Source organism: Bacterioplanes sanyensis (assembly GCF_002237535.1).
Lineage (GTDB): Bacteria > Pseudomonadota > Gammaproteobacteria > Pseudomonadales > Oceanobacteraceae > Bacterioplanes > Bacterioplanes sanyensis_A.
Map to the genome: position 1 here is coordinate 2156212 of NZ_CP022530.1, position 24892 is coordinate 2181103.

Here is a 24892-nt window from a genome sequence, read left to right on the forward strand (position 1 = left end):
TACAAATTTGTAATCTGACGCAGCGCCAACTGTAAACCCGCAGCGCCCTTGCGCTTGTTACGCTGGAGGTATTCCACAGCAGTAACACGAGGGCCAAGACCATGCGATGGAAATTCCAATCTGTCACGCCGCTGCTGGCAACTTTTTTATGTGCTTTGATGCTCATCGGCTGCGGTGCTGGCAGCGACTCAGCAGGCACTGACTTACCAGATAGCAGCTCACCAGATAGCAGCTCGCCCGATAGCACGTCACCGGATAACAGTGCACCGGACGGTTCATCGGGTAGCGATACCAGTCTGGCGTTTGCCGATCGAGCTTCGACTGCGCGCTTTTTGACTCAGGCGACCTTTGGGCCAACGCCCAATCAATTAGACAGTCTCACCGGCAGTAGCCCATCGGCTTGGTTTCGTCAGCAGCTACAACTGCCGATGTCGTCCGCCAATGCCTATCGGGTGGATGCGTTACGGCAGCTGAATTTAGATCAGGACAACGAAGAGGTAGAAGACACCTTATTTGATTGGTACGGCAATACCGCCACCATGGCGTTTTGGCGCCACGCACTGGGCGGTCAGGATCAGTTGCGCCAGCGTATGGCGTTTGCGTTATCACAAATATTGGTGGTGTCGGACGCTGGCGGTGAGCAGCTGGCGGATCATCCGGCTTCCATGACCTATTACCAGGATTTAATGAACAAACATGCGCTGGGCAATTACCGAGCGCTGTTAGAAGACGTCACCTATTCACCGGCCATGGGTTATTACCTGACTTATATGGGCAACCGCAAAGGCGACCCCGGCACGGGTCGAATGCCGGACGAAAACTACGCGCGCGAATTATTGCAGCTATTTACCATTGGTTTGTACGAATTAAATAGTGATGGCTCGGTGCGCTTGGGCGCCGATGGCAAACCACTGGAAACCTACACCAACGCTGACATCACTGGTTTGGCACGCGTGTTCACTGGTCTGAACATGGGCTGGGATGACGACACCAAGGCGGATTTGGAAGAATCGTCGTTTGAGCAAATCAATGCCGTGTGGAGTCAGCCTATGCGCGTCTTTGCGGAAGACCATTCGGAGCTGGAAAAACGTTTTTTAACCACCGTGATTCCGGTGGGTACCAACGCCCAAGCAAGTATATCCCAGGCGTTAGATGGTATTTTTTCTCACCCTAATCTAGGGCCCTTTATTGGTCGACAGTTGATTCAACGCTTGGTGACCAGCAATCCCACACCGCAATACGTGGCGCGAGTGGCACAAACTTTTGATCAAGGCAGTTATCGTCTACCGGATGGCAGTGTGGTGGGCAGTGGTCAACGTGGTGATTTGGCAGCCACGGCAGCGGCGATTTTATTTGATAGCGAAGCGCGTGATCCGGCTGCTCGCCAGCAAGCAAGCTTTGGCAAAGTGCGTGAGCCAGTGCTGAGGTTTACGGCTTGGGCGCGTGCCTTTGGCCTAGATACCATGGAGCCTGAGTATTTGCCGGTGTTGTGGCACATGGCCGATGCCGAAAGTTTATCCCAGCACCCTTATCGCTCACCGTCGGTGTTTAATTTCTTTCGTCCAGGCTACGTGGCGCCGGGTACCGTCACCGGTGCTCAGGGGCTTATGGCGCCTGAATTGCAAATCGTTAATTCGGCTTCCACGCCTGGGTATATCAATACCATGGCCTGGTTTGTATTTAACGAACATTTAGAAGAGTTTGAAGAGTCTCTCGAAACCTTTGGCTCCGTCGGTCTTCCTTTTGATGCCAATCAAGCCGTTGCCAAGGCGCGGGCGAATTATAGTGATATTTCTACCGCTTCGGTTGATGACATCATTAATCAACTGGCCGAGCGTTTGACGTTTTCTGAGCTGAGCCTTGATACCCGCGAGCGCATTCGCACCATAGTTCAATTATTGCCGCAGGACGACCCGGAATGGCGAGTGGCCATGGCGGCATTTTTGGTGACCACATCGGCCGATTTTCTGGTTCAACGATAAGCGGAGAATGAGTATGTCTTACAATCGACGTCAGTTTTTACAGGCCTCTGCCGCTTTTGGATTGGGCAGTTTGGGCGCCTCAGTGATGAGCTTTAGTACACCGGCCAGTGCCGCGCAAAGCAGCGACTATAAAGCGTTGGTGTGTGTATTTTTGTACGGCGGGTTGGACAATCACGATTTCGTATTGCCCCACGACAACGCCAGTTATTCAAAGCTGGCGGCCATTCGCTCTGAGTTATTTCAGCAGCAAGGTGGCGGGCGGGCGCAGTCGGCATTGCTGGCATTAAATGCAGATAATTATGGCGATTATGGCAATCAGCGATTTGCCCTGGCCAGTGAGATGACAGGTTTGCAGTCGCTGTTTGAACAGGGAAATTTGGCATTGGTGGGCAATGTTGGCCCGTTGATTGAGCCGACCACGCGTACCAGCTACGAGCAACAGTCGGTGCGTTTGCCGCCGAAGTTGTTTTCTCATAATGACCAGCAAAACTTATGGCAAGCCAACTCACCGGAGGGGGCGTTTACCGGCTGGGGCGGCTTGTTCGGTGACATCATGGCTACTGCCAATGCCAATCGAGACGGTGTGTTTACAGCGTTATCGACGGCGGGGAATAGCGTGTTTTTGACCGGCTTATCCACCCAGCCATTTAGCATCAGCTCTGGCGGCGGTTCTGCTATCCATATGCTGGAATATACCGACGAAGAAGTCCCTGGCCTTGGTGGCCTATTGCAGCAGCACTTTCGCGGCGGTCAGCAAGCCGGTGACTCGCTGTTAGCGCAGGACATGGCGGCCAAGTTGTCCGGCTCATTTGATAGTAATGCACGCTACAACCAGGTACGGGCGCAAGCAGCGCCTCTGGCAACGGAATTTCCTAAAGGCCCTTTGGCCAGTCAACTCAAAGGCATTGCCGACGCCATTGCCGTGCGCTCTGAGCTGGGCGTCAATCGTCAGGTGTTTTTTGTCGGTTTGGGCGGTTTTGATACCCACTCTCGCCAAGCCAATAATTTGCCGCCTTTGTTAGGTCAAATTGATCAGGCGCTGATGGCCTTTAATAATGCATTAAACGAGCTGGGTGTGGCGGACAAAGTCACCACCTTTACCGCCTCTGATTTTGGCCGCACCTTGGCCATTAACGGCGATGGTACCGATCATGGCTGGGGCGGCCATCATTTGGTGATGGGCGGCGCGGTGCAGGGCAAGCGTTTATACGGCAGCTTTCCGCCGCCAGTGTATGGCCATGACCAAGATAGTGGAGGTGGTCGCTTGATTCCCACCGTAGCGGTTGAGCAATATGCCGCCACCTTGGGGCGCTGGTTTGGCTTGAACGACAGTGAATTGGCGTTGGCGCTGCCCAATTTGAAAAACTTCAGTGAGCAAAATCTGGGCTTTTTAGCCTAAGCCAACACAGCTGGGTCAGGCCACACACGGCCTGGCCAGCTTTGCTCACGAATGTGCTAACGCATGCACGGTAAGGTCGTCTGCTCTGACTAGCTATTGACTTAACCAGAGCAGGCTTCGTTTGGCAAAAGCACCTTAGGCACCGATTGTCGGCTGCTTTGGCTTGCAGCAAATGGCGTTGTCACACCCACTCCACTATTCATACCATCATCCACTTCACTACAAAGTCATATGCGAGTGTGACGCTAACCGAGACGCGCGCGGCAAAAACTGGATAATAGCGCCCCAATGGGCTGGCGATGTCAGCAAAGTGTTCTGCAAATCCGGGTATTAGCATGCAAATCAAGGTCAATTTTCTCGACAATCTTCGACTGGAAGCCAAGTTTGACGACTTTACCGTCGTCACCGACCAGCCGATTCGATACAAGGGAGACGGCACGGCGCCCAGCCCGTTTGACTATTTCCTGGCATCGTCAGCCTTGTGCGCGGCTTATTTTGTGAAGGTGTATTGCGTTGCCCGTGATATTCCCACAGAAAATATTCGGTTATCGCAAAACAATATTGTTGACCCAGAAGACCGCTACAACCAGATTTTTAAAATCCAGGTCGAACTGCCCGATGATATCTCCGATAAAGACCGCCAAGGGATCTTGCGCTCAATCGAACGTTGCACGGTTAAAAAAGTGGTGCAAACCGGTCCTGAGTTTGTCATCGAAGTGGTCGATAACCTAGATGAAGACGCGCAAGCCTTGTTGATGGGTGCGCCCGATGCGCAGCAGCAAACCTTTATTGCCGGCAAAGACAAACCGCTGGAGCAAACCATTGCCCAAATGACTTCCTTGCTGGCGGGCCTTGGCATGAAAATCGAGATCGGTTCTTGGCGCAATATTGTGCCGAATGTGTGGTCGTTGCATATTCGTGATGCCGATTCGCAAATGTGCTTTACCAATGGCAAAGGTGCCAGTAAAGAAAGTGCGCTGGCTTCGGCTTTGGGCGAATTTATGGAGCGCCTTAGCTGTAACTTCTTTTATAACGATCAGTATTTTGGTGAAGAAATTGCCAATGCTGAGTTTGTGCATTACCCCAATGAGCGTTGGTTTAAGCTCCCAGAAGATGACTCACTGCCTGCGGGGTTATTAGATGACCACTGCTTAGCAATTTATAACCCAGACGGTGAATTGCAAGCGTCTCATTTGATCGACACTAACTCAGGTAATGTTGAGCGTGGCATTTGCGCGCTGCCGTATGCGCGTCAGTCTGATGGCGAAACGGTTTATATTCCGTCCAACCTGATTGAAAACCTGTTTTTAAGCAACGGTATGAGTGCTGGTAATACCTTGGCGGAAGCTCAGGTGCAGTGCTTGTCTGAGATTTTTGAACGCGCCGTTAAACGCCAGATTCTAGAGCAAGAGTTGGCCTTGCCGGATGTACCTGACTCTGTGTTAGAGCGTTATCCGCATATCGTTGAAGGCATTCAAGGGCTGGAGCAGCAGGGTTTTCCGGTATTGGTTAAAGATGCATCGCTGGGTGGTCAATTCCCGGTGATGTGTGTGACCTTGATGAATCCGCGCACCGGCGGTGTCTTTGCCTCCTTTGGTGCTCACCCTAGCTTTGAAGTGGCACTAGAGCGCAGCCTGACGGAGTTATTGCAAGGTCGCAGTTTTGAAGGCTTAAACGATATTCCGGCGCCGACCTTTGAAAGTCTGGCGGTGACCGAGCCCAATAATTTTGTCGAGCATTTTATTGATTCTACCGGTGTGGTGTCTTGGCGCTTTTTCAGCAGCCAGGCCGATGTCGACTTTGTCGATTGGGATTTTACCAGCGGCGGCACCGCCAGTAATGAGCAAGAGGCGAGCGCGCTGTTCGCTATTTTGGCGGACATGGGCAAGGAAGTGTATATGGCCACTTACCATGAGCTAGGTGTGCCGGCGTGTCGAATTTTGGTGCCTGATTATTCAGAAGTGTATCCGGTAGATGATTTGATTTGGGATAACACCAACAAGGCGCTGTACTTCCGCGACGATATTTTAAATTTGCATCGGCTCGAAAATGATCAGCTGCAAGCTTTGGTGGAGCGCTTAGAAGACAGCGAGCTGGATGATTACACCGATATTATCACCCTGATCGGCGTTGAGTTTGACGACAACACGGTATGGGGTGAATTGACAGTATTAGAGCTGAAATTGCTGATTTATCTCGCTTTAAACCAGCTCGATTTAGCCCAAGAATGCGTCGAAGCCTATTTGCAGTACAACGACAATACCGTTGAACGCAAATTGTTTTATCAAGCGATGCAGGCGGCGCTTACGGTAGAGCTGGATGAAGAATTAGAGCGCGAGCACTATCAGCACAACTTTACTCGCATGTACGGCGAGCAGCGCATGCAAGCGGTGTTCGGCAGTATTGATGGCGACGTGCGTTTCCATGGCTTAACGCCCACCAACAACCAGCTCGAAGGCATCGATAAGCATCAGCGCCTGCTGGCCAGCTACAAAAAGCTGCATGCCGCCCGGGCTAAAGCGGCGGGTTAGTGTGGAGCATGCCCCTGGGCGTTGAACGCACAAGCGATTCTGGCCTGCTGTCTGTGGCTATGCGTAAGCAGCCAGATGTAAGCGGCTAGGCGTAAGTGCTAGATCTTGCTTAGCCGGCACTTTAGCCGTCAGGCACATCGCTCTTGGCTGGGCGCGTTTGGCGGATCTGTTTATCCACGCGGATACCCAAACGGCGCGCCAGTCGGCTTAAATTGGCGCGGTCCATGGCCAGCGCTCGTGCCGTGGCCGACCAGTTGCCTTGGTGTTGCTGCAAGCAACCGACAATGCAGCGGCGTTGAAAGGCCTCGGTGGCGTCCTTGAGTCCGGTCTCTAACGTCTGCTCGGAAACTGCCTCGCCTAGCGATAGCGGAAGTTCGGCGGGTGCAGGCTGTTGTTGCCCCATGGCGCTGTGATCGCCGGCTGAGTCTTCCAGCGCGCCAATATCGGTGTCGTCAATCACCACTAACTGGCGTTGGCTGCGGCTACGCGCTTTTAGTGCTGCGCGGCTGATGCAGTGCTCGAGTTCACGTACATTGCCGGGCCAGGTGTAAGCAGACAAACGCCTTTGTGCACTCGGCGCCAGCTTTAGCTGCGTGATGCCGAGTTTACGGCGCATGATCTCGACAAAAAAGCCGCTCAGCAACGCCACATCGCCTTCACGCTGGCGCAGAGGCGGTACTTGCAGCGGGTACACGCTCAGGCGGTGATACAGGTCGGCGCGGAACCGTCCTTTGCCGACTTCAAGGTTTAGCCGGCGATTGGTGGCGGCGATAATGCGCACATCCACGGTCTGTACACTGTCGTCGCCGACGGGCTGCACTTCCTGACTTTGCAAAGCGCGCAGCAGTTTGCTTTGTGCTGCCAGCGGCAGCTCACCGATTTCGTCTAAAAATAAGCTGCCACCATTGGCCATAACGAACTTACCCGCGCGCCGCTGATGGGCGCCGGTAAAAGCGCCCTTGGCGTGGCCAAATAACTCACTTTCGATCAGGTTGTCGGGCAACGCGGCACAATTGACGTACACCAGCGGGCCGTTGCGGCGTGATGACATGCGATGCAAATGACGGGCGACCAACTCCTTGCCGGTGCCGGTTTCTCCAACGATCAGAGTTGTCAGTTCCGAGTCGGCCACGATGTTCATTTCTTGTTGCAACTGTGCCATGGCTGGGCTGTTGCCGATCAGCTCGCCACCGTCCTTTTGCAGCGCTTCGGTGGTCAGCTCTTCGACCAATGCATGGGCATGTGAGGCACGTTCTTTCAGCCGCTGCAGCGTCTGAATATTGCTAACCGCATTGCTGAGAATGTTGCATACCAGCTGCAGTGCGCGTGCAGATAACGCCTCAAACTGACCAGGCGCCAGACTGTCCAGCGTCACGACTGCAATGCATTGACCGTCGGCGATCAATGGTAAGCCCATGCACGAATGCACTGGCAGATCGCCTTCCAGAGCCAATAGCAGGCCATCGTATGGGTCCGGGGATGGGTCATCGCTGGCAAAGCGCAGTGCGTCTGTGGCGGCACAAATGCGGGCAAAGCGCGGATGCTCGGCAATGATAAAGCGCCGCCCCAGGGTGTCGCGGCTCAGTCCTTGTAAAGCGACGGGGGTTAAGCGCTCGCCATGGCGTAGCAGCAGGGCGACGGCATCACAGTGAATGGTTTGGCGCAGCAGGCTCAGTAGCTGTTGGTAAGCGTCTTCTTGGTCGCAACACTGCTGTGCCCCCAGAGACAGCTCCAATAAAGCTGGCGTGGATGGTAGGGCGCTGGTCATAAGGCGTTCCAGATGGGTTTTGTTAAATAGTATCAATAGAGTCTAAATGACTACAGGCGTAATTGAGTCAAATTGACATATAAATTCTGTCCGAGAGGCTTAAGTTATTGTTTTTAAATAACTTATTTCTTGGCATGTCTCTCGCAATAGGTCCAGCCATTCAGGCTTATTGCAGGAGGAAACGATGTACTCACACTTTCATTTGGGCGGACAACGACCTGATATCGGCAATGCCAAGCTCATGCATTGGCTGTTAGTACTTGGCAACTGGGGCATGCTGCTGGGCGTCGTGATGACGGTTGTGTCGGTCATGTTGAGCTATCCACTGGCCCATTGGTTATCACTGCCAATGCAGATTCTTGCACACATCAGCACGCTGGTATTCGCCACCTTGGTGAAGTTCGGTTATATCCTGCGCAGCATCGCATTGAACCGGTTTGCTGGTTGCGGCCAGCCATCACTATGACAGGCGCTCGTTTCTGGCAATGGCCGATCTGGGATTTGGCCTTTCGGCCGCTGTTTTTGCTAGCGGCAGGCGGCTCTGTTTTGTCTTTGGCGGCTTGGCTGGCGCTACTTAATGGCTGGCTCGACTGGCGACCGGCGCTGATGAGCCCTGTGCTGTGGCATATCCACGAAATGGTCTTTGCTTTTGCTCTGACGGTGGCGGTGGGCTTTTTACTTACTGCCGTACAAACCTGGACGCAACAACGTAGCCTGCATGGCAAACCACTGGTTTGGTTGGTGCTGACGTGGCTACTGCTGCGCTTGTTGCTGTGGCAACCCTGGTGGTCTGGTGTTGGCGTCATGACGTTGGTGCTGTCACTGCAGTTGGCGTGGTGGTGCTTGGTGTTGGTCAGTTTCGCCAAGTCGCTCTGGCGCGCCAATAACCGCCGCAATGCACCTTTACTGCTATTGCTGGTGTTGTTAGCCAGTGCACATGGTTTGTTTTTGTGGGCGGCAGTGCTGTCGCGCCAGGCGCTGGCGCTGCATGTGGTGCACACTGTTTTGCTGTTATTTGCGGTGATGATTGCCATCATCGCTGGCCGCATTATTCCGTTGTTTACTGCCAATGGCTGCCGCCAACTCGGCATGGACATAACCATACGGCAGTGGCCTTGGCTGGATCGACTGGCGCTTATAAGTTCGCTGTTGGTGGCCGTGCTATTTGCTAGTCAGTGGTGGTGGCCAAGTACTGCTGTGTTGGCCAGCATGCTTCTGGTGTCTGCTGGTTTGCATGGCTGGCGTTTTAGCGGCTGGTCGTTTTGGCGCACTGCCAACAGCGCATTGTTGTGGTCGTTGCATCTGGCCTACGCCTGTTTAGTGCTGGGGTATATGGCGTTGGCGTTTAGCCTGCTGAGTGAGTCGTTACGCTGGGGGCTGGCCATGCATCTGTTTACGGTGGGCACCATAGGTTTGATGATTTTATCGATGATGTGCCGTGTGAGCTTGGGTCATACCGGGCGCCCGTTACGCTTGCCAAGCGGCATGGTGTGGGCATTGGTGGCGTTGGTGCTGGCAATGCTAGCGCGTTTTTTGCTGCCATGGTTTGGATGGCATTTGGCGGGGTGGAATCTGTCAGCGTTATTGTGGTGCGGTGCTTTTCTGATGTTTTGCTGGCGTTATCAGGGAATGTTGCGGAAAAAGGACGTCGCTGCTTAGCCAGGCACAGCAGCGTTTTTTTTTGTATGCACTTGGGCCAAAACCATGGCTTTGGCCCAATGCATAATCGGTTAGCGTGGGCGGCCGAAGTTCTGTACCCAATAAGTGGGGTAATCGGCTGTGGTGGTGCGCACTAATGCGGCACCGACTTCGGTGAAGTTGGCGCTCATAATATTGCGGCAATGACCTGGGCTGGTGATCCAACCCGCCATGACGCTGCTGACGGTTGCGTAGCCGGCGGCGATGTTTTCGCCAATGCGTGACCATTGATAACCGCTGGCATCAATGCGATCTCGCATGCTCAGGCCATCACTGCCGGTATGAGAGAAAAAGTTGTTGTTGGCCATATCATCGGCATGAACTTGCGAGCTGGCAGTCAGCTGGCACTGCCATGTTAATGGACTGGTTGCGGGCATGGCATCGTCGCCGCATTGACGCGCCTGGCTGCGATATTGGTTGATGCTGTCGAGCATTTCTTGGCCCCATGCCGGCATGCACGCCAACGTGGGATCGGTAGAGTTGTCGTCGCCGCTGCTGTCTGAATCAGAATTGTCTGAACCAGAGTTGTCGTCGCCACTGCTGTCTGAACCAGAGTCGTCCGAACCAGAGTTGTCGGAACCAGAGTTGTCCGAATCAGAACTATCTGAGCCTGAGCTATCGTCAGAGGCGCCGTTATTTGCGTCAGAATCATTCGAGCCTGAGTTGTTATCCGAGCCGTCAGTGCTTGAATCAGAATCGCCTGAATTGGAGTCCGTGTCGCCAGCGTCGGAATTGTTATCAGAGCCGCCGGAGTCCGAATCACCTGAGCCAGTGTCGCCAGAATTGGTGTCGCCTGAATTAGTGTCACCAGATCCAGAACTGTCGTCAGAGCCGCCGGTAGTTGAATCAGCATCGTCCGAGCCGGAGTTATTATTAGAGCCCGAGTTATCCGAGCCGCCTGAGTTAGCATCCGTATTGCCTGAACCTGAATTATCGTCAGCTCCAGAGTTGTCGTCCGAACCCGAGTTATCACTGGAGTCATCACCAGAGTTATCCGGGTTGCCGCTGATACCGCCGGAGTTGTTATCCGATCCGCTATCGGGTTGAGTATCAGCATCGCCGCTGTCATCACCGTCCTGTCCGTTATCCGGACTTTCAGGCTCGCCGGTGGTATCTGTGCTGCTGCCGTCAGTGGTATTAGTGTCGTCAGTGGTGTTGGTGGGAGTATCGCCCGTGCGGCTGGTGTCTTCGCCACCGGAAGATTCACCTCCGCAAGCAGACAACAGCAGACTGAGCATGGCAATTTGAGTAAGGTTTAAAATTTTCATGGCCGAACAGTACAACAGCCGCTGTTGGGCAACTGCTACAGCGATCACAAAACCACCACAAGAACTGCTATGACTGCCGTGACTGCTTCTCTGGCCCCGCTGCAACGCTATGGATTGATGGCGTTGGCGGTTGTTCAAGGACTGTTGTTATTTGCCTTGCATGAAGCCCATGAACACGCGCTCTGGCCGGCCACGCAGTTGCCCTGGCTGTATGCCGCATACGCCGTATGTGTCACCGGCCCGGTTTGGCTGACGCTGTTGTTCGGCAGTGTTTCAGTGCGCAGGCTGCTGCTGTCGAGCAGCGCTTTTCTTATGACCGTGGCGATTATGAGCGGCTGTGCTGCTAACCAGCTGCTGCCGTTGCATCACGTGCGTGACGGCACGGTGACCTTGCAGTTGATACTGTCGATCTTATTGTTGGCTTTTATTGCGTTGACGCTGGTGCACACCGGTTTACAGCGCTCATTTCAGCACGCTTGCCAGCGGGTTGATGTTGGCTGGCATCATGCTTTGCTGATGGGGTGCGCCGGGCTTTTTACCCTGGCGGTGCTGGCGCTGTTGCTGTTGTGGGCGGCGCTGTTTGAGGCGATCGGCATTGATTGGTTTGACTGGTTATTCAGTGAAACCTGGTTTTTATTTCCGGCATTGGCGTTGGCCAACGCGGTGGCCATTTTATTATTGCGAGAGCGAGAGACGGTGTTTACCGCCCTTGGGCACTTGCACACTTCATTGATGCGGTTGTTGCTGCCGTTGGTGGCGGGCATTAGTTGTATTTTTGCATCGGCGTTGCCATTTACTGGTCTCGACGCCTTGTGGGACAACGGCGGCAGCACCTTGCTGCTGTGGCTGCAGGCGCTGATGTTATTTTTGCTCAACAGCGTGTACTTAAGTCATGCGCGGACACCTTACACAACAACGCTGCAGCGTTTGGTGGTGGTGGCGCTGCTGATCATGCCGCTGTTCAGCGTAATCAGTGCTTATGGGTTGAGCATGCGCATTTTGCAACACGGGTTCAGTGTTGCGCGTTTGTGGGGGGTGATTGTTTGGGCGGTGCTGGCACTATTGGCGTTTGGCTATGCCGTTTGCTGGCTGCGTTGGCGTGCTCGTTGGGAGCAACATATTGGCGGTTTAAATCTGCTCGCGGCTGGGTCTGTTATGGCCATTTTGTTGGCCATACACACGCCGCTGGCGGATTTGCGACAGTGGAGCGTGGATGATCAGTTAGCGCGTTGGCAGCATGGCCTTGTGACTGATGAGCAGCTGGATCTGGATTATTTTGAATACGATTTGGCGCGGCCCGGTTTTATAGCCATGCAGCAATTGCAGCAAGAGGTTGCCACTTCTCATCCTGCCTTGGCGCTGAGATTAGCGCAGCGATTACATCGCGACGAAGAGCAGCGGCTGACTACCGAACTGCTTCGCCAAGGCATCGATGGCGCGCAGCAAGCGCCGGAACAACTGCTGCAAACCTTGCTCAAGGAGTTGAGTGCAGATCGTTGGCGCCAGACCGCCAATAGCAGCTGGTTGCGCAGCTTGGATGCTAATCAAGATGGTGAGCTGGAGTATTTGCTCGTGCAGCGCCACCGGCACTATCAGCAATTGACGCTGTACGCTTGGCAGCAAGGTCAATGGACTCGCCACCCGCTGCTGGAAAATAACCAAGCTCCGCCAGCCGATTTGATTGACCCACAGGACAGCATCGAGGTGGTGCCACCCAAGTGGTCCGATGTTCAGATCGGTGATCAACGCTTTCGTGTGGGCGAGTGACATGCAAAGCGGGGTGGCGGACTTTCGCTGTGATGAATTATTGCAAACAGCGAGTGTTGCCTGTGCTGATATGCACCCGAGCACGGCTTGGCTGGTCATCCGCAGCTAACCATTTCTTACGAGTCGTATGTGAAAATGATCCGTCAGATGGGCATAAAAAATGGCCCCGCAGGGCCATGGTGATCAGGCAGCTTTTTTCAGCTTTTTCTTCAGCTTTTTCAGCTTGCCTTCGTGCTTAGCGATTTTCTCTTTGCGAGCTTTGATCGCTTTTTTCAGGCTTACCACTTTTTTCTCTGCTTTTTTCTTAGACATGAAAATCTCCTTCTTGTCATTAAGGGTGAACAGCAGGTCAATGGATCACTGGCCTCTCACCTTGGGTTTAATCATCAGCTGGGTGATGTTGCCGGATAAAGTCGCGCACAAAGCGTCGCACTTCCCGGGCGGCACTGGTGTCGAGCTGTTCGCACAACGCCAGAAACTGGTCTCGGTCAGCCTGGTTGAGTCGTATCAACAGCTGAGCGTCGTTTTTCGGCTTCTTGGTTTTGTCTTTTGACGGTTTTTTCGCCGTCGTGGATTTGCTCTCGGTCTTCGACTCGTCGAGCTTTGCTTTTGCCAAGCGAACCGCCTTGCTATCTCATGGATATAAAAGTGATATACAAAGTATATCTAATCTCTCGGCGCTGCAAGGGCGTGTTGTGCACTTCATGCCAGTGGTTGAGGCAGATCAAGCCGATCTGGCACAACGCATTGCTGGGGGTCGCTAAGGCTCATTAGAAATCAGCCAACGGCGCTGTTTTTTCTGTTGAGATGATCGACAATAACGCCACAGGCAATGATTGCCTGGGCGACGATCATGAGGAAGACAATGAATAAACGTATCAATGCCACGCTCGCGGCGCTGGCATGGCTGTGGGCATGTGGCGCCTCAGCCTTGTTGGCCGAGCCCAGCTACCAGCAAGGTCAGCAATGGCTGCAGCAGCGTTTGGCGCATACACCCAGCAGCAAACCTGCAAAAAACGTCATTTTCTTTTTGGGCGATGGCATGAGCATTACCACGCTCACGGCCGGACGTATTTTTCAAGGCCAGCAGCAAGGGGGGAGCGGTGAAGAGCACTTTCTGGCGTTCGAGCGTTTTGCACACAGTGCGTTGATTCAAACTTACAACAGCAATCAGCAAACTCCTGATTCCGCCGGCACCATGACGGCTTTAATGACCGGCGTGAAAACTCGCGCTGGCGCCATTGCTATTGGGCCTGAACAGTTGCGCGGCGTCTGTCAGGGCAGTGAGCAGCATCATCTGACTACCTTGCTGCAATGGGCACAGCAACAGGGCTACGCCACCGGTGTTGTTACCAATGCGCGCCTGACGCACGCCACCCCTGCATCGACCTACGCCCACAGCCCTGAGCGCAAATGGGAAGGGCCGGATGACTTGCCTGAAGAAGCACAGCAACAAGGTTGTCGTGATATTGCCAGCCAGCTAATACAAACGGCCTTTCCGGCAGGGTTGGACTTAGCACTGGGCGGTGGCCGTTCGAAGTTTCCACAAACGCTGCTGCAGCAGTTTGACGGTGAGTTTGTCGACGCCCGCGAGCAGCTGTTAAACCTTCCTGTCGCCGGTGAGACGCCGGTGTTGGGGCTATTTGGCAACAGCCACTTGGCCTACGCCTACGACCGCGAGCAATACGCTGCCATGGCCGAGGAGCAGCCCACCTTGCCAGAGATGACGCGCTTTGCCATTGAGCGGTTGCAGCACCTCAGCCGCGCCAGCGAGCAGGGTTTTATTTTGATTGTGGAGGGCGCACGCATTGATCATGCCCACCACCTGGGCAATGCGTTTAGAGCATTGACCGAAACCACGGTATTGGCGGACAGCGTGGCCATGGCACAGCAGCTCAGCAGTGACGATACGCTGTTGATCGTCACCGCCGATCACAGTCATACATTGTCCATGGCCGGCTATCCGCAGCGTGGCAATCCGATTCTTGGCATGGTCAAACAATACGACGCGCAAGGGCAAACGCAGCTGGTTATGGCTGCCGATCAACAGCCGTACACCACATTGGGGTACGCCAATGGGCCTGGTGCTGTTGATATGTCGGTGCCTTACGATCCCGCCAGTGGTCAGCTGCCGCCGCGTATTGCTGGCCGCCAGCAGTGGTGGCACAACGGCAAACTGCATACGCACCCGCAGCACGCCAACTTCTGCCAGGAAGCGTTATTGCCGTTAAAGTCAGAAACTCATGGGAGTGATGACGTCGCCCTGCATGCCAGCGGCCCAGGTGCGGAGCTATTCCATGGCCTGCTTGAGCAGCACGCTGTGTATCACCTTATTCGGCGCGCCTTAGCCATGCCGACCCAGCCGCAGGAGTTTTGATATGGGAATCTTAAATTCCGCTGTGAATGGTTTCGGCGCCTGTCACGTACGTACTTGGCTGTCAGCCGCGACGGCGGCTTGCGTGTTGCTGTTGACGGCTTGCAGTCAATCCGGCGGGCAGTGGTCACAAACGTCGATCAGTCCAGCCAGTCGTTACGAATGGGCGGCGCAAGGGCATCAACAGGCACACCGTCAGGTTGAGCCCATTACCAATAAAGCACGCAACCTAGTATTGGTGGTCGGCGATGGCATGGGCATCACCACACTGACCGCCGCGCGCATTTTTGCCGGTCAGCAGCAAGGGCTGGACGGAGAAGAGTACCGCTTGAGCTTCGAGCAGCTGCCGTACAGTGCGCTGGTAAAAACCTACAACAGCGATCGCCAGACCCCAGATTCTGCTGGCACCATGACGGCGCTGGTGACTGGCCACAAAACCGACGCGGGCGTGCTGTCGCTCGGGCCACAGGTGGCGCGAGGCGATTGTGGCTCGCAAGTCGGACAAGAGCTGCAAACCCTGTTCGACCACGCGCAGCGTCTGAACAAACGAACAGCGATCGTGACTACAGCGCGCGTTACTCATGCCACCCCGGCGGCTCTGTATGCACACAGTGTCGAGCGCAATTGGGAGAGTGACGATGAGCTGAGCGACTCGGCGCGCCAGCAGGGCTGTGTCGACATCGCTCAGCAGCTGCTGCAGCAACACCTGCAAGGGCTGGGACCTGACATTGTATTGGGTGGCGGCAAACGCCATTTTTTACCGCAGTCGCTGGCGGGTCAGCGACTGGACGGTCGCAACCTGATGGCACAATGGCAGCAAGCAGAAAACGCCCGCGTGCTCACTAACGCCGCAGAACTGGCGCAGCACGACTTGTCAGGCGGGCGCTGGCTGGGGCTCTTTGCCGACTCTCATTTACCCTACGTCGACCAGCGCCCTGATACGATGCCTGGACTGCAGGCCATGGTTGAACAAGCGTATGCCGGCGTCAAAGATCAGACGCAAGGCTATGTGTTGGTGATCGAAGCCGGGCGTATTGATCATGCCCATCACGCTGGCAATGCTGCCCGCGCGCTGACAGAGACGCAGGAACTGCATCACACCATGGGTTGGTTACTGCAGCAGATTGACCTAGAGGAAACTTTGGTGGTGGTGACCGCGGATCACAGTCATACCCTCACCTTGGCTGGCTACCCGACGCGCGGCAACCCCATTCTGGGCTTGGTGCGCAGCAACGATGCGCAGGGGCAACCGATGGCAGAGCCTTGGTTGTTGAATGACGGCAAACCCTACACCTCGTTGTCCTATCGCAATGGACCCGGCGCGGTCGCTTTGGCAGAGCGGCCGGTGTATTCGGACGCCGAAGTGCAACAGATCAACTTCAAGCAGCCAGCGCTGGTGCCCATGGCCGGTGAGACGCACGGCGGAGAAGACGTTGCGCTGTATGCCGCAGGGCCTTGGGCGCACTTGTTTGGCGGCACTCTGGAGCAGCATTGGGTGTTTCATGTGATGCAGCATGCGTTGAGCATCGACTAATGCACCTGTGTCGGAGCTGACAGAGATGCGCCTCAGCTGTGTTCTGAGGCGCTTAAGCGTTTACTCGCGACGCGTTTGCGCATACAATTCGCCACCCTTTTTAGGCCTTTTCTACGTGAATGTCGGTGCAAGCCGCATAAACACTGAGAAAAGATGTTGAACGGTGGGCGATTCCAAAACCCGCCACCGGGATGTTCGGGCATCTTCGTTGTTGATCTTTGCGGTTGGCAATGAGCGTCTGATGTTCCCGCTTGATAAAACGATCGGAGTAGATCTTTTTTATGGTAGTTATTCGTTTGGCCCGTGGTGGCTCTAAAAAACGTCCTTTTTACAGCATCAATGTAGCGGACTCTCGTAACCCTCGTGACGGTCGCTTTATCGAGCGTGTGGGTTTCTTCAACCCAGTTGCTCGTGGCCAGGAAGAGCGTCTGCGTGTTGACTTGGAGCGCGTTGAATACTGGATGGGCAAAGGCGCTCAACCAACTGATCGCGTCGCTAAGCTGCTTAAAGACGCGAAGAAAGCTCAGGCATAAGCCAACGCTTTCGCAATAGAGGTAAATCATGTCGACACAGCATGCGGCGGAGCAGGACATCACGGTTCTGGGAAAAATTACCTCCGCATTTGGGGTGAAAGGTTGGGTCAAGGTGTATTCGTTTACCGATCCCATGGCCAGCATTTTTGATTACCCCAACTGGCTTGTGAACATTGATGGCCAGTGGCGCACTGTGAAAGTGCGTGAAGGCAAACCTCAGGGCAAAGGCTTGGTAGCGGCACTGGAAGGTGTCAATGATCGGGATGCAGCGCTGGCGCTGTCCCAGGTCGAGATTGCTGTTCCTACCGCAGATCTGCCTGAGCTCGAAGAAGACGAACATTATTGGTTCCAGTTGCAGGGCTTGAAGGTGTTTCACACCGACGGTCAGCTGCTGGGTCAGGTGAAAGAACTGTTTGATTCCGGCGGTGGTAACCAGGTCATGGTTATCAGCAGCACCACTGACAGCATTGATAGTCGTCAGCGTATGGTGCCGTTTGTCGGGGCGATTGTTCTTGAGGTCGATCTGGAGCAAGGTCAAATCCAGGTGGACTGGGATCCGGATTTTTAACGGTGTGGTTTGGCGTTGTCAGCCTGTTTCCGGACATGTTTCGGGCGCTGACCGAACACGGAGTCAGTGGTCGGGCAGTGAAGCAAGGCAAAGTCAGCGTAAGTTGCTGGAACCCCAGGGACTACGCTTACGACAACTATCAAACCGTCGATGACCGACCTTATGGTGGTGGCCCCGGCATGCTGATGAAAATTCAGCCGCTGGAAGAAGCCATCCAAGCTGCCCGGCACAGCGCCGATCAGCAGCCAGGAAAACCTGCCAAGGTGATTTATTTGTCACCTCAGGGGCGCAAGTTGGACCAGCAGGGCGCATTAGAGCTACTGCAGGAAGACAAGCTAATCCTAGTGGCGGGGCGCTATGAGGGCATCGATGAACGGCTCATTGAGCGTGAAATCGATGAGGAATGGTCGATCGGCGACTTTGTGCTGAGCGGCGGCGAAATGGCAGCCATGACCTTAATGGATACTGTCATCCGATTGGTGCCTGAGGTATTGGGGCACAATCAGTCGGCCGAGCAAGACTCCTTTATGGATGGCTTGCTGGATTGCCCGCACTACACCCGGCCAGAGCAGTATCAAGGGCGGGCGGTGCCCGACGTGTTACTGAGCGGGAATCACGAAAAAATCCGACGCTGGCGGTTGAAGCAATCGCTCGGGCGTACCTGGGAGCGGCGACCAGATTTACTCGACGCACTGGAACTGAACAACGAGCAACAAACGTTATTGACAGAGTACCTGAACGAGCGTGAAACGCCGCTTCAGACTGTTAAGGAGCATACAAATGAGCAATAAAAACTCAATCATTCAGCAGATTGAAAACGCACAGCTGAAAAGCGAAGTGCCAGCGTTCGGCCCCGGTGACACCGTTGTCGTACAAGTAAAAGTTAAAGAAGGTAGCCGTGAGCGTCTGCAGGCGTTTGAAGGTGTGGTGATCGGTAAGCGTAACCGTGGCCTGAACTCAGCATTCACCGTACGTAAGATCTCACACGGTGTTGGCGTTGAGCGTACTTTCCAGACTCACAGCCCACTGGTTGACAGCATTGCTGTTAAGCGTCGTGGTGACGTGCGTCAGGCGAAACTGTACTACCTGCGTGAGCGTAGCGGTAAATCTGCACGTATCAAAGAGAAGGTATAACCCTTCTCCTTGGCGAAAAAGCGAGTCCTCTGACTCGCTTTTTTTATGCCTGCAATATTTGTATGGCACACTGCCAGCGGCGTTTGTGTTGAACTTATCAACTCAACAAGTCTCCAATGCGCCTGGCTCGTGATTGTCGCAATAGATGTGCATAATGACGGTGGACTTAAGGCCTGCATAACAAGGTAAAAGGTAATTCATGAAGAAAACAATTCTGGCTGCCGTCATGGGGTTGTCCCTGAGTACTGCGGCATGGGCAGCGGAAACGGAGATTTCTGCACAAGAACAACAACGTAGCTCGGTCGAACAACGCTTGGTGAAGGCCTTTGGCCCACGCTTGCAAGTCAAGGAAGTGACGCCTGTCGCCGCTAGCCAGATGTTGGAAGTGGTGTTGGTCGATGGTTCCATCATTCATATGACACCGGACACCGGCTACTTTATTTATCGTGACGAGCTTTACCAGCTGGCTGAGACTGGTCCGGTCAATGTTACCCAGAGTCGTTTGAATCCGCGCCGTGCTGAGCAACTGGCCAAGGTCGCCGATGCGCAAACGGTATTGTTTCCAGCTGAAGGTGAGCAAAAAGGCCTGATCAATGTCTTTACCGACATCGACTGTGGTTATTGTCAAAAGCTGCACCTGGAGATTCCGCGCCTAAACGAGCTGGGCATCAGCGTGCGCTATTTGGCGTATCCACGAGCGGGTGTGAAGAACCCTCAGACCGGTATGTTGACTGACTCTTATCGCAAAATTAATTACGTTTGGTGTCAGGATGATCGCGAAGAAGCGATGACGGTCATGAAGAACACCCAGCGTGAAATGGGCATGCTGGCACAACGTATGCGCGGTGGTGATGCCAAGCCACAGCAGCAATTTGATGCCGCTCGAGAGCAAATGCAAACCATGTTGGCAGCCAGTGCAGACTGCGGCGCACCGGTCGCTTCTCAATATGAGCTTGGTCAAAGCTTGGGTGTTACCGGTACACCGGCCATCATTGTTGAAGACGGTCGTTTGTTCCCCGGTTACATGCCAGCGGATGAGCTGGCCAAGCGAGTGCTGAACTAATTCCTACCGCTATCCACCCAGTGATGCTGGGTGGAGCAGGTGCCAGCGCCGGTCATCGCCTGTTATGACTGCGTGCTGGTACTCTTCCTGCATCTGATCAATTTTTAAGCTTTTGATTTATATAGCTTTTTTGAATAAAAAGCAGTCAAACTGAGGCCAGCCCAGAGTAGACAAGGGCTGCAGCGCGTTTTCAAAGGTTAGTGCACAGAACTATCCACAGAAGCTGTGGGTAATGCTCGTCATTGCAGCACCAAAACGGCGCAAAAAATGCCCCAAGTTGGGCAAAAAAACCTTGACCTTGGCCTCTTTATGCACAAACGGGCCATCGTATTAGCACTTTGGTTCTATTGCCGCGAATGCTCTGGGGTAATCTGATTTCGTCCCTTATGTGATTGAAAAATATAGCTTTTTTTGTTTGGTTAAAAAGTGATCAATCTGTCGGGGTGCCTTATAGAATGGGCCATGGCGACACCTTTCGACAGAATATCCAAAGAATTATCCACAGATTCTGTGGGGAAGTGTCAGTATTGGATATGTTTGCCGCCGCGTTATCAGAGTCAACAAAAAATCTAGTCAAAATGCGCCCTATTCACTGTGCATATGGCGTTATTCACATGCGTTCTAGCGCAGTCATGAGTTAGATGAATCTTTCAGAAAGGCTGATCAATGGCTTGGCTTGTCGTCCAAGCCATTGAATTAGTGATGATTTTTAAAGGCGGCGGCAATCAGCTGACAATGCCGCCAAAGACGGTGTGAAGACTTGACGCGAAAAACGTCCACCAAGTTATACACACTCACCGGCAGGTGTGCTCATGAGACCTTCATCGGGCAGCTGTGATAGCCAGTCGAAACGTTGTATCAGCCCCTGCCAAACGCCATCCAGTGGTGCCAGCAAGGTGATGTGCTCGTTACTGACTGGGTGGGTAAAGCTCAGCTGCCAAGCGTGTAATAACAACCGACCGGCGTCAAAGTGGTCGCGAAAGTAGCGGCTGTGTCGACCTTTGCCATAGCGCGCATCGCCAATGATCGGATGGCTTAGATGCTTGAGGTGGCGGCGAATCTGATGTTTGCGTCCGGTATGTGGCAACGCTTCCACCAGTGAATAACGCGATTGTGGATACTTGTCGATGGCAATGGGGAGCTCGACGGTGGCCAAGCAGCGAAAGTCGGTGCGCGCTTCTTGCGCCGGCTTGATGCGCTCATTCGGTGCATATTTATCCACTGGCGGTACCAATGCTTTGTCGAGCTCGATCCATTCCGGCATATAACCACGGACAATGGCCAAATAGCGCTTGTGTACTTGCTGCTGACGCCACTGCTCGACCACCAGACTGGCAATCTCAGGTGAACGGGCAAACATTAAAATGCCTGAAGTAGGTTTATCCAAACGATGCACTGGATACACGCGCTGGCCGAGATGATTGCGCACCAGTTGCAGTGCAAAGCGGGTTTCGTGGCGATCAATCTCACTGCGGTGAACCAGCAAGCCGCTGGGTTTATTGATGGCGATCAGATGATCGTCCTGGAAAATGACGTCGACAGACATAAGACACCTGCAAAGAAAACAGCGGCCATCATAGTCAAAGCCATCTGAGCAGCAAGTGCCAACTCCAGTGGAAATGACTCGATAGGATATCTGAAAAGGATTGGCTGAGACGAGTTGGCCTAGCGGGGCTGATATAGTGGGATCGGTATAGCGAGGCTGGTGAAGAGGGAGTGTCCAAAACGGGTTAGGGATTTAAAGGGCACCAACAAGACAATATAAGTGACAAAGCCTAGGCGGTGTTGGAGCGTCTCAGCCCGTTAATCAACACCGGATAGCAAGTCAGCGGCATCGATATCGACGTCATCCACGCCAAGCTGCATTAATAACAAGCTGATCTGGCCGCGGCGGAAGCTGTGATGATCGAACAAATAGTGCAGCACTTTGTTTAGCCCCACGCTGCATTCGTTATCACCTTCGTTATACACCACCACGGCTTTGGCGTCGTCCTGGCGCAATAGATCGCACCAACGAAGCAATAAATCGTCCAGTTGCAGTCTGGCTGTTCGCGCTGTGGTCAGGTCGGTGTAGGTAAATAGTGGCGCCAGTAGATTGTGCGGCTGACTGCTATTAAACGCTTGGCCTTGCGCCGTGGTTAAGGTGCCAATTTCTTCCAGTATCGGGTAAGTGCGAGTCAGCCGCTGCAGCCATAGGGCATCGGTAAGTATGAGTTGATTCCAGCAATTCAAGAGTGATGGTGCGCCGTCGTGCACCGGTGTTGTTAGCAGCTCGTCCGCCAGCATCGAACAAGAATCCAGTAACACAACATTGTGTTGCTGATTGTGCCGAGCGCAGCGCCTGTGATGATCAGACCATGGCATAACAGCGTCCTGATTGGCGACGGTGATTCTTCACTCTAGTGAAATGTCCCAGGGCAGACAAGCATCGCCCCAGGTCGTATTATCCTCGGCATTCTCATTTACAAGGTCAGGGAAGTCATGCGCACGTTATGTACGCTTATTGCGGTTCTGTGGAGCGTGTCGACGCACGCTCAGTCTGTGTCTTGGGATGGCGCTGATGATCAGTGGCGTACCAGCACATCGGAACATTTTCAGGTGCACTATTTAGCCCGCCACGAAGCCATGGCACAGCGCTCGTTGACCATTGCTGAGCAGGTGCACGATGAGCTGCTGCCATTTTTTAAGTTTGCGCCGCAACAGCGCACGGAAATGGTGTTGGTGGACGACTTTGATTTTTCTAACGGCTGGGCGACACCGCTGCCGTTTGCTCAGATTCGCTTGTTTGCTTCACCGCCGCAGCAGATTTCGTCGCTGGAGCACAACGACGATTGGTTGCAAAGCCTGATCCGACATGAATACGTGCACGTGCTGCACATGGAGTTGGAAGGCGGTGTGGTGGCTTCTGGGCGCAAGGTGTTTGGCCGCGCCGGATTGTGGCTGGTGCCGCCATTGACCCTGTTTCCTCACGCTTTTACTCCATCAATGATGCTGGAGGGGTTGGCGGTGTATCTGGAAACCAACCACGAGCAAGGCTTTGGGCGTTTGCAAAGCAGTTACTACAGCATGCAAATGCGCGAAGAGGTGGACTCTGGTCAGCTGGATGCCATGAACTCGGTGATTTTGGCGCAGCGAGAATGGCCCACCAATCGAGCCTACTTGTATGGCGCTTATTTCGTGGAGTTTTTGGCGGACCGCTTCGGTGAAGAAAGGCTGCAGGCTTTTTTGCACGGCTACGCACGTCAGATCATGCCGTATTTCCTACTGGACAGTTATCTGCGCAGCTATTTTGGCCAGCCGCTGGAATCGCTATGGCAGCAGTATCAGATCTGGCTGCAACAGCGCTTCGGCGATGAGTTGGCCGAGTTGCAGCAACAACAGACCACTTCTGAACTGCTCACCGTGGCCAGCCGACGCCGCCAGCCCACCGCCAGCGACGGCGAGCACTTGTGGTACGTCGAAAGCAACGGAGAAGATCGCCCCCGCGTGATGCAGCTCATAGGTCAGCAAGCGCCACAGTTTATTGCTTGGGCCGATGGCATTCAGGCGCTGGCAGTAAACGACCAAGGCCAGCTGGCGGCAACACGGCTGCTGTCTTACGCCGATGGTCGTGCCTGGAGCGACTTGTTTGTGCTGCACGAAGGCGATTGGCAGCGTGTGACACAGCAGCAACGTTTGCGTGCGCTGCAATGGGATGCGGCCCACCAACGTTGGTTGGCAACGCGCTCGGTGGACGGACTGAGCGAACTGGTGGCAGTCACTGCGAGCGGTGAGGTCACAACCTTGTGGCGCGGCCAGCACGGTGAAGTGCTGGGCGAACTGGCGGTTCGCAGCGATGGTGTGATTGTCGCTGCGCATAAGCCGCGTGCTCAGGGTTGGAATCTGGCGCGCTTTGTAGGCCATTGGCAGGCACTCACCAACAGCCAAGCGGTAGAAAACAGCCCAGCGTTTCTGCCAGATGGGCGCGTCGTGTTTAGCGCCGATTACGACGGCGTATTTGATCTCTGGGCACTGACACTGGACACCGAGGAGCTGCCACTGCAACGCCTGAGTCAAGTGGCGAGCGGTGCTTTTGCGCCGCAAGCTTGGCGTGGCCAACTGGTTTGGCAGCAATACGGCCACAGTGGCTTTCAGTTGCGCGTGGCCGACATCCATGAGCTGGCGGCCTTTTCGCTGCAGCAGTGGCAAGGCGATTATGACTATCAGTGGATCAGTGGCAACGACTACCCCAGTCGTGACTATTCGCCTTGGCCAACGCTGAGGCCGCGCTACTGGCTGCCGTATTGGTCGGCCAACGATGACCAAAGTTACGTCGGCTTTTCCACCAGCGGTCAAGATGCTCTGGCGCGTCACAACTACAGCGCCCGCTTGAGTTACGATCTGCAACAGCAGCAAACCGACTGGGCACTCAGCTACGGCATGGACAATCGTTGGTTACTGAGCTGGCAACGCAGTCATCGCATTGACGACGTCGGCTTTGCCGAGCTAACCCGGCGTGAAGACTTGCTGGTATTGGCGCGGCAGAATCTGTGGGCCAGCTTCGAGGACAAATGGCGCTGGCACATTGGCATCAGTCACGAGTACGAACGCTGGGTGCGTGGTGAGGGGCCTGTTACCTTCGACCGCGCTGGCCTGCGTGAGAGTTTGTTAGGCATCGCCACCACCTTTGATAACCGCCAGTCGTACCTAAATGTGCCTGGTACTGGCTGGGGCACCTACAGTCTGCTGGTGGCTGAGAGCAACGATGTCCTTAACAGTGATTACGACGGCATGCGCTATCAGTGGGAAGGGCGCCACACCTTCGACCTCCCTGGCAGAAAAACCCTGACCTTAGCGGCATTGGCGGGCTATGCCGAAGATCAGGCACAACCGTTTCGACTGGGCGGCAGCGACTTTGCTGTCGAAGGCGCTTTGTTAGGACGCGATGAGTTCAGTCTGCGCGGCTACGGCAGCAGCGCTGCCATTGGACAAAATCTGTATCGCACTCAAGTGAGTTATCGACACTGGCTCGGACGGGTAGAGCGCAACTGGGATACCTTGCCGCTTGGCATGGGGGACTGGTATGGCAACCTGTTTGTTGAGCAAGGTGGCGCTTGGTTTGACGATAATAAACGCCCGGACATGGCCGCCGCTGGTGCTGAACTGACGGCAGAGCTTATCCTCGGCTACCGTCTGTTGCTGCCGGTGTCCGCTGGTGTAGCGTACGGTTTTGATCAGCAGCGCGACGGCGATTGGGAACTTTACTGGCGCTTAGGCTTGAGCTTCTGAGAGGC

The 24892-nt window shown here is 54.3% G+C and carries 20 protein-coding genes; 14 read left to right on the plus strand and 6 right to left on the minus strand.

Annotation, left to right across the window (positions count from 1 at the left end; all coding sequences use genetic code 11):
• The first annotated feature begins 101 nt into the window (after positions 1-101).
• The 3 genes from CHH28_RS10115 (at position 102) to CHH28_RS10125 (ending at position 5912) form a co-directional block, all read left to right on the plus strand.
• Positions 102-1982 (plus strand): DUF1800 domain-containing protein, encoded by a 1881-nt coding sequence (locus CHH28_RS10115; protein ID WP_094060195.1) that lies wholly within the window; start codon positions 102-104, stop codon positions 1980-1982.
• Between the two features lie 13 nt (positions 1983-1995).
• Complete coding sequence (locus tag CHH28_RS10120; protein ID WP_094060196.1) at positions 1996-3381, plus strand: DUF1501 domain-containing protein; 1386 nt, start codon at positions 1996-1998, stop codon at positions 3379-3381.
• Between the two features lie 335 nt (positions 3382-3716).
• A complete protein-coding gene (locus tag CHH28_RS10125) occupies positions 3717-5912 on the plus strand; it encodes an OsmC domain/YcaO domain-containing protein (RefSeq protein ID WP_094060197.1) in 2196 nt (731 codons plus the stop codon).
• Positions 5913-6033: 121 nt separating this feature from the next.
• Here CHH28_RS10125 and norR read toward each other — a convergent pair whose 3' ends face one another.
• On the minus strand, positions 6034-7680 hold the full coding sequence (gene norR, locus CHH28_RS10130; RefSeq protein WP_094060198.1) for a nitric oxide reductase transcriptional regulator NorR: 1647 nt from the start codon (positions 7678-7680) through the stop codon (positions 6034-6036).
• Between the two features lie 184 nt (positions 7681-7864).
• Here norR and CHH28_RS10135 point away from each other — a divergent pair, with 184 nt between their 5' ends.
• Both CHH28_RS10135 and CHH28_RS10140 read left to right on the plus strand, forming a co-directional pair.
• The gene (locus CHH28_RS10135) at positions 7865-8146 is read left to right on the plus strand and encodes a hypothetical protein (protein WP_199243883.1); all 282 of its coding nucleotides are present in this window, start codon (positions 7865-7867) and stop codon (positions 8144-8146) included.
• Positions 8143-9339 carry an NnrS family protein gene (locus CHH28_RS10140; protein WP_094060199.1) on the plus strand — a complete coding sequence of 399 codons (1197 nt, stop codon included), beginning with the start codon at positions 8143-8145 and terminating at the stop codon, positions 9337-9339. The genes CHH28_RS10135 and CHH28_RS10140 overlap by 4 nt, the downstream gene beginning before the upstream one ends.
• Positions 9340-9410: 71 nt before the next feature.
• On the opposite strand, the gene CHH28_RS10145 is transcribed toward CHH28_RS10140, so the two are convergent.
• Positions 9411-10646 carry a CAP domain-containing protein gene (locus CHH28_RS10145; RefSeq protein ID WP_157729865.1) on the minus strand — a complete coding sequence of 412 codons (1236 nt, stop codon included), beginning with the start codon at positions 10644-10646 and terminating at the stop codon, positions 9411-9413.
• 69 nt (positions 10647-10715) lie between these two features.
• Here CHH28_RS10145 and CHH28_RS10150 point away from each other — a divergent pair, with 69 nt between their 5' ends.
• Positions 10716-12413 (plus strand): DUF4153 domain-containing protein, encoded by a 1698-nt coding sequence (locus tag CHH28_RS10150; protein WP_094060201.1) that lies wholly within the window; start codon positions 10716-10718, stop codon positions 12411-12413.
• A 183-nt stretch (positions 12414-12596) separates the two neighbouring features.
• Here the strand turns inward: CHH28_RS10150 and CHH28_RS20380 are convergent, their stop codons facing one another.
• Entirely contained in the window at positions 12597-12725 is a 129-nt protein-coding gene (locus CHH28_RS20380; RefSeq protein WP_269843655.1) for a hypothetical protein, read from the minus strand.
• 67 nt (positions 12726-12792) lie between these two features.
• Entirely contained in the window at positions 12793-13029 is a 237-nt protein-coding gene (locus CHH28_RS10155; protein WP_094060202.1) for a hypothetical protein, read from the minus strand.
• A gap of 249 nt (positions 13030-13278) precedes the next feature.
• Here CHH28_RS10155 and CHH28_RS10160 point away from each other — a divergent pair, with 249 nt between their 5' ends.
• The 7 genes from CHH28_RS10160 to CHH28_RS10190 all read left to right on the plus strand — a co-directional run bounded on the left by CHH28_RS10160 (position 13279) and on the right by CHH28_RS10190 (position 19619).
• The gene (locus CHH28_RS10160; RefSeq protein ID WP_094060203.1) at positions 13279-14790 is read left to right on the plus strand and encodes an alkaline phosphatase; all 1512 of its coding nucleotides are present in this window, start codon (positions 13279-13281) and stop codon (positions 14788-14790) included.
• Between the two features lies 1 nt (position 14791).
• Positions 14792-16321 (plus strand): alkaline phosphatase, encoded by a 1530-nt coding sequence (locus CHH28_RS10165; protein ID WP_094060204.1) that lies wholly within the window; start codon positions 14792-14794, stop codon positions 16319-16321.
• A 281-nt stretch (positions 16322-16602) separates the two neighbouring features.
• On the plus strand, positions 16603-16854 hold the full coding sequence (rpsP, locus tag CHH28_RS10170) for a 30S ribosomal protein S16 (RefSeq protein WP_094060205.1): 252 nt from the start codon (positions 16603-16605) through the stop codon (positions 16852-16854).
• A gap of 28 nt (positions 16855-16882) precedes the next feature.
• Positions 16883-17422 carry a ribosome maturation factor RimM gene (rimM, locus tag CHH28_RS10175; protein WP_094060206.1) on the plus strand — a complete coding sequence of 180 codons (540 nt, stop codon included), beginning with the start codon at positions 16883-16885 and terminating at the stop codon, positions 17420-17422.
• Between the two features lie 2 nt (positions 17423-17424).
• A complete protein-coding gene (trmD, locus tag CHH28_RS10180) occupies positions 17425-18213 on the plus strand; it encodes a tRNA (guanosine(37)-N1)-methyltransferase TrmD (protein WP_094060207.1) in 789 nt (262 codons plus the stop codon).
• Positions 18203-18556, plus strand: coding sequence for a 50S ribosomal protein L19 (rplS, locus tag CHH28_RS10185; RefSeq protein WP_094060208.1), 354 nt, complete (start codon positions 18203-18205; stop codon positions 18554-18556). The genes trmD and rplS overlap by 11 nt, the downstream gene beginning before the upstream one ends.
• A gap of 199 nt (positions 18557-18755) precedes the next feature.
• Positions 18756-19619, plus strand: a complete 864-nt coding sequence (locus CHH28_RS10190; protein WP_157729866.1) for a thioredoxin fold domain-containing protein — start codon at positions 18756-18758, stop codon at positions 19617-19619.
• A 784-nt stretch (positions 19620-20403) separates the two neighbouring features.
• On the opposite strand, the gene CHH28_RS10195 is transcribed toward CHH28_RS10190, so the two are convergent.
• Together CHH28_RS10195 and CHH28_RS10200 are read right to left on the minus strand one after the other, a co-directional pair.
• Positions 20404-21165 (minus strand): pseudouridine synthase, encoded by a 762-nt coding sequence (locus CHH28_RS10195; RefSeq protein WP_094060209.1) that lies wholly within the window; start codon positions 21163-21165, stop codon positions 20404-20406.
• A gap of 257 nt (positions 21166-21422) precedes the next feature.
• The gene (locus CHH28_RS10200) at positions 21423-21983 is read right to left on the minus strand and encodes a DinB family protein (RefSeq protein WP_094060210.1); all 561 of its coding nucleotides are present in this window, start codon (positions 21981-21983) and stop codon (positions 21423-21425) included.
• Between the two features lie 117 nt (positions 21984-22100).
• Between CHH28_RS10200 and CHH28_RS10205 the strand changes: the two genes are divergently transcribed.
• Positions 22101-24887: a hypothetical protein gene (locus tag CHH28_RS10205; RefSeq protein WP_157729867.1), complete on the plus strand. Its 2787-nt coding sequence runs from the start codon at positions 22101-22103 to the stop codon at positions 24885-24887.
• Positions 24888-24892 lie beyond the last annotated feature (5 nt).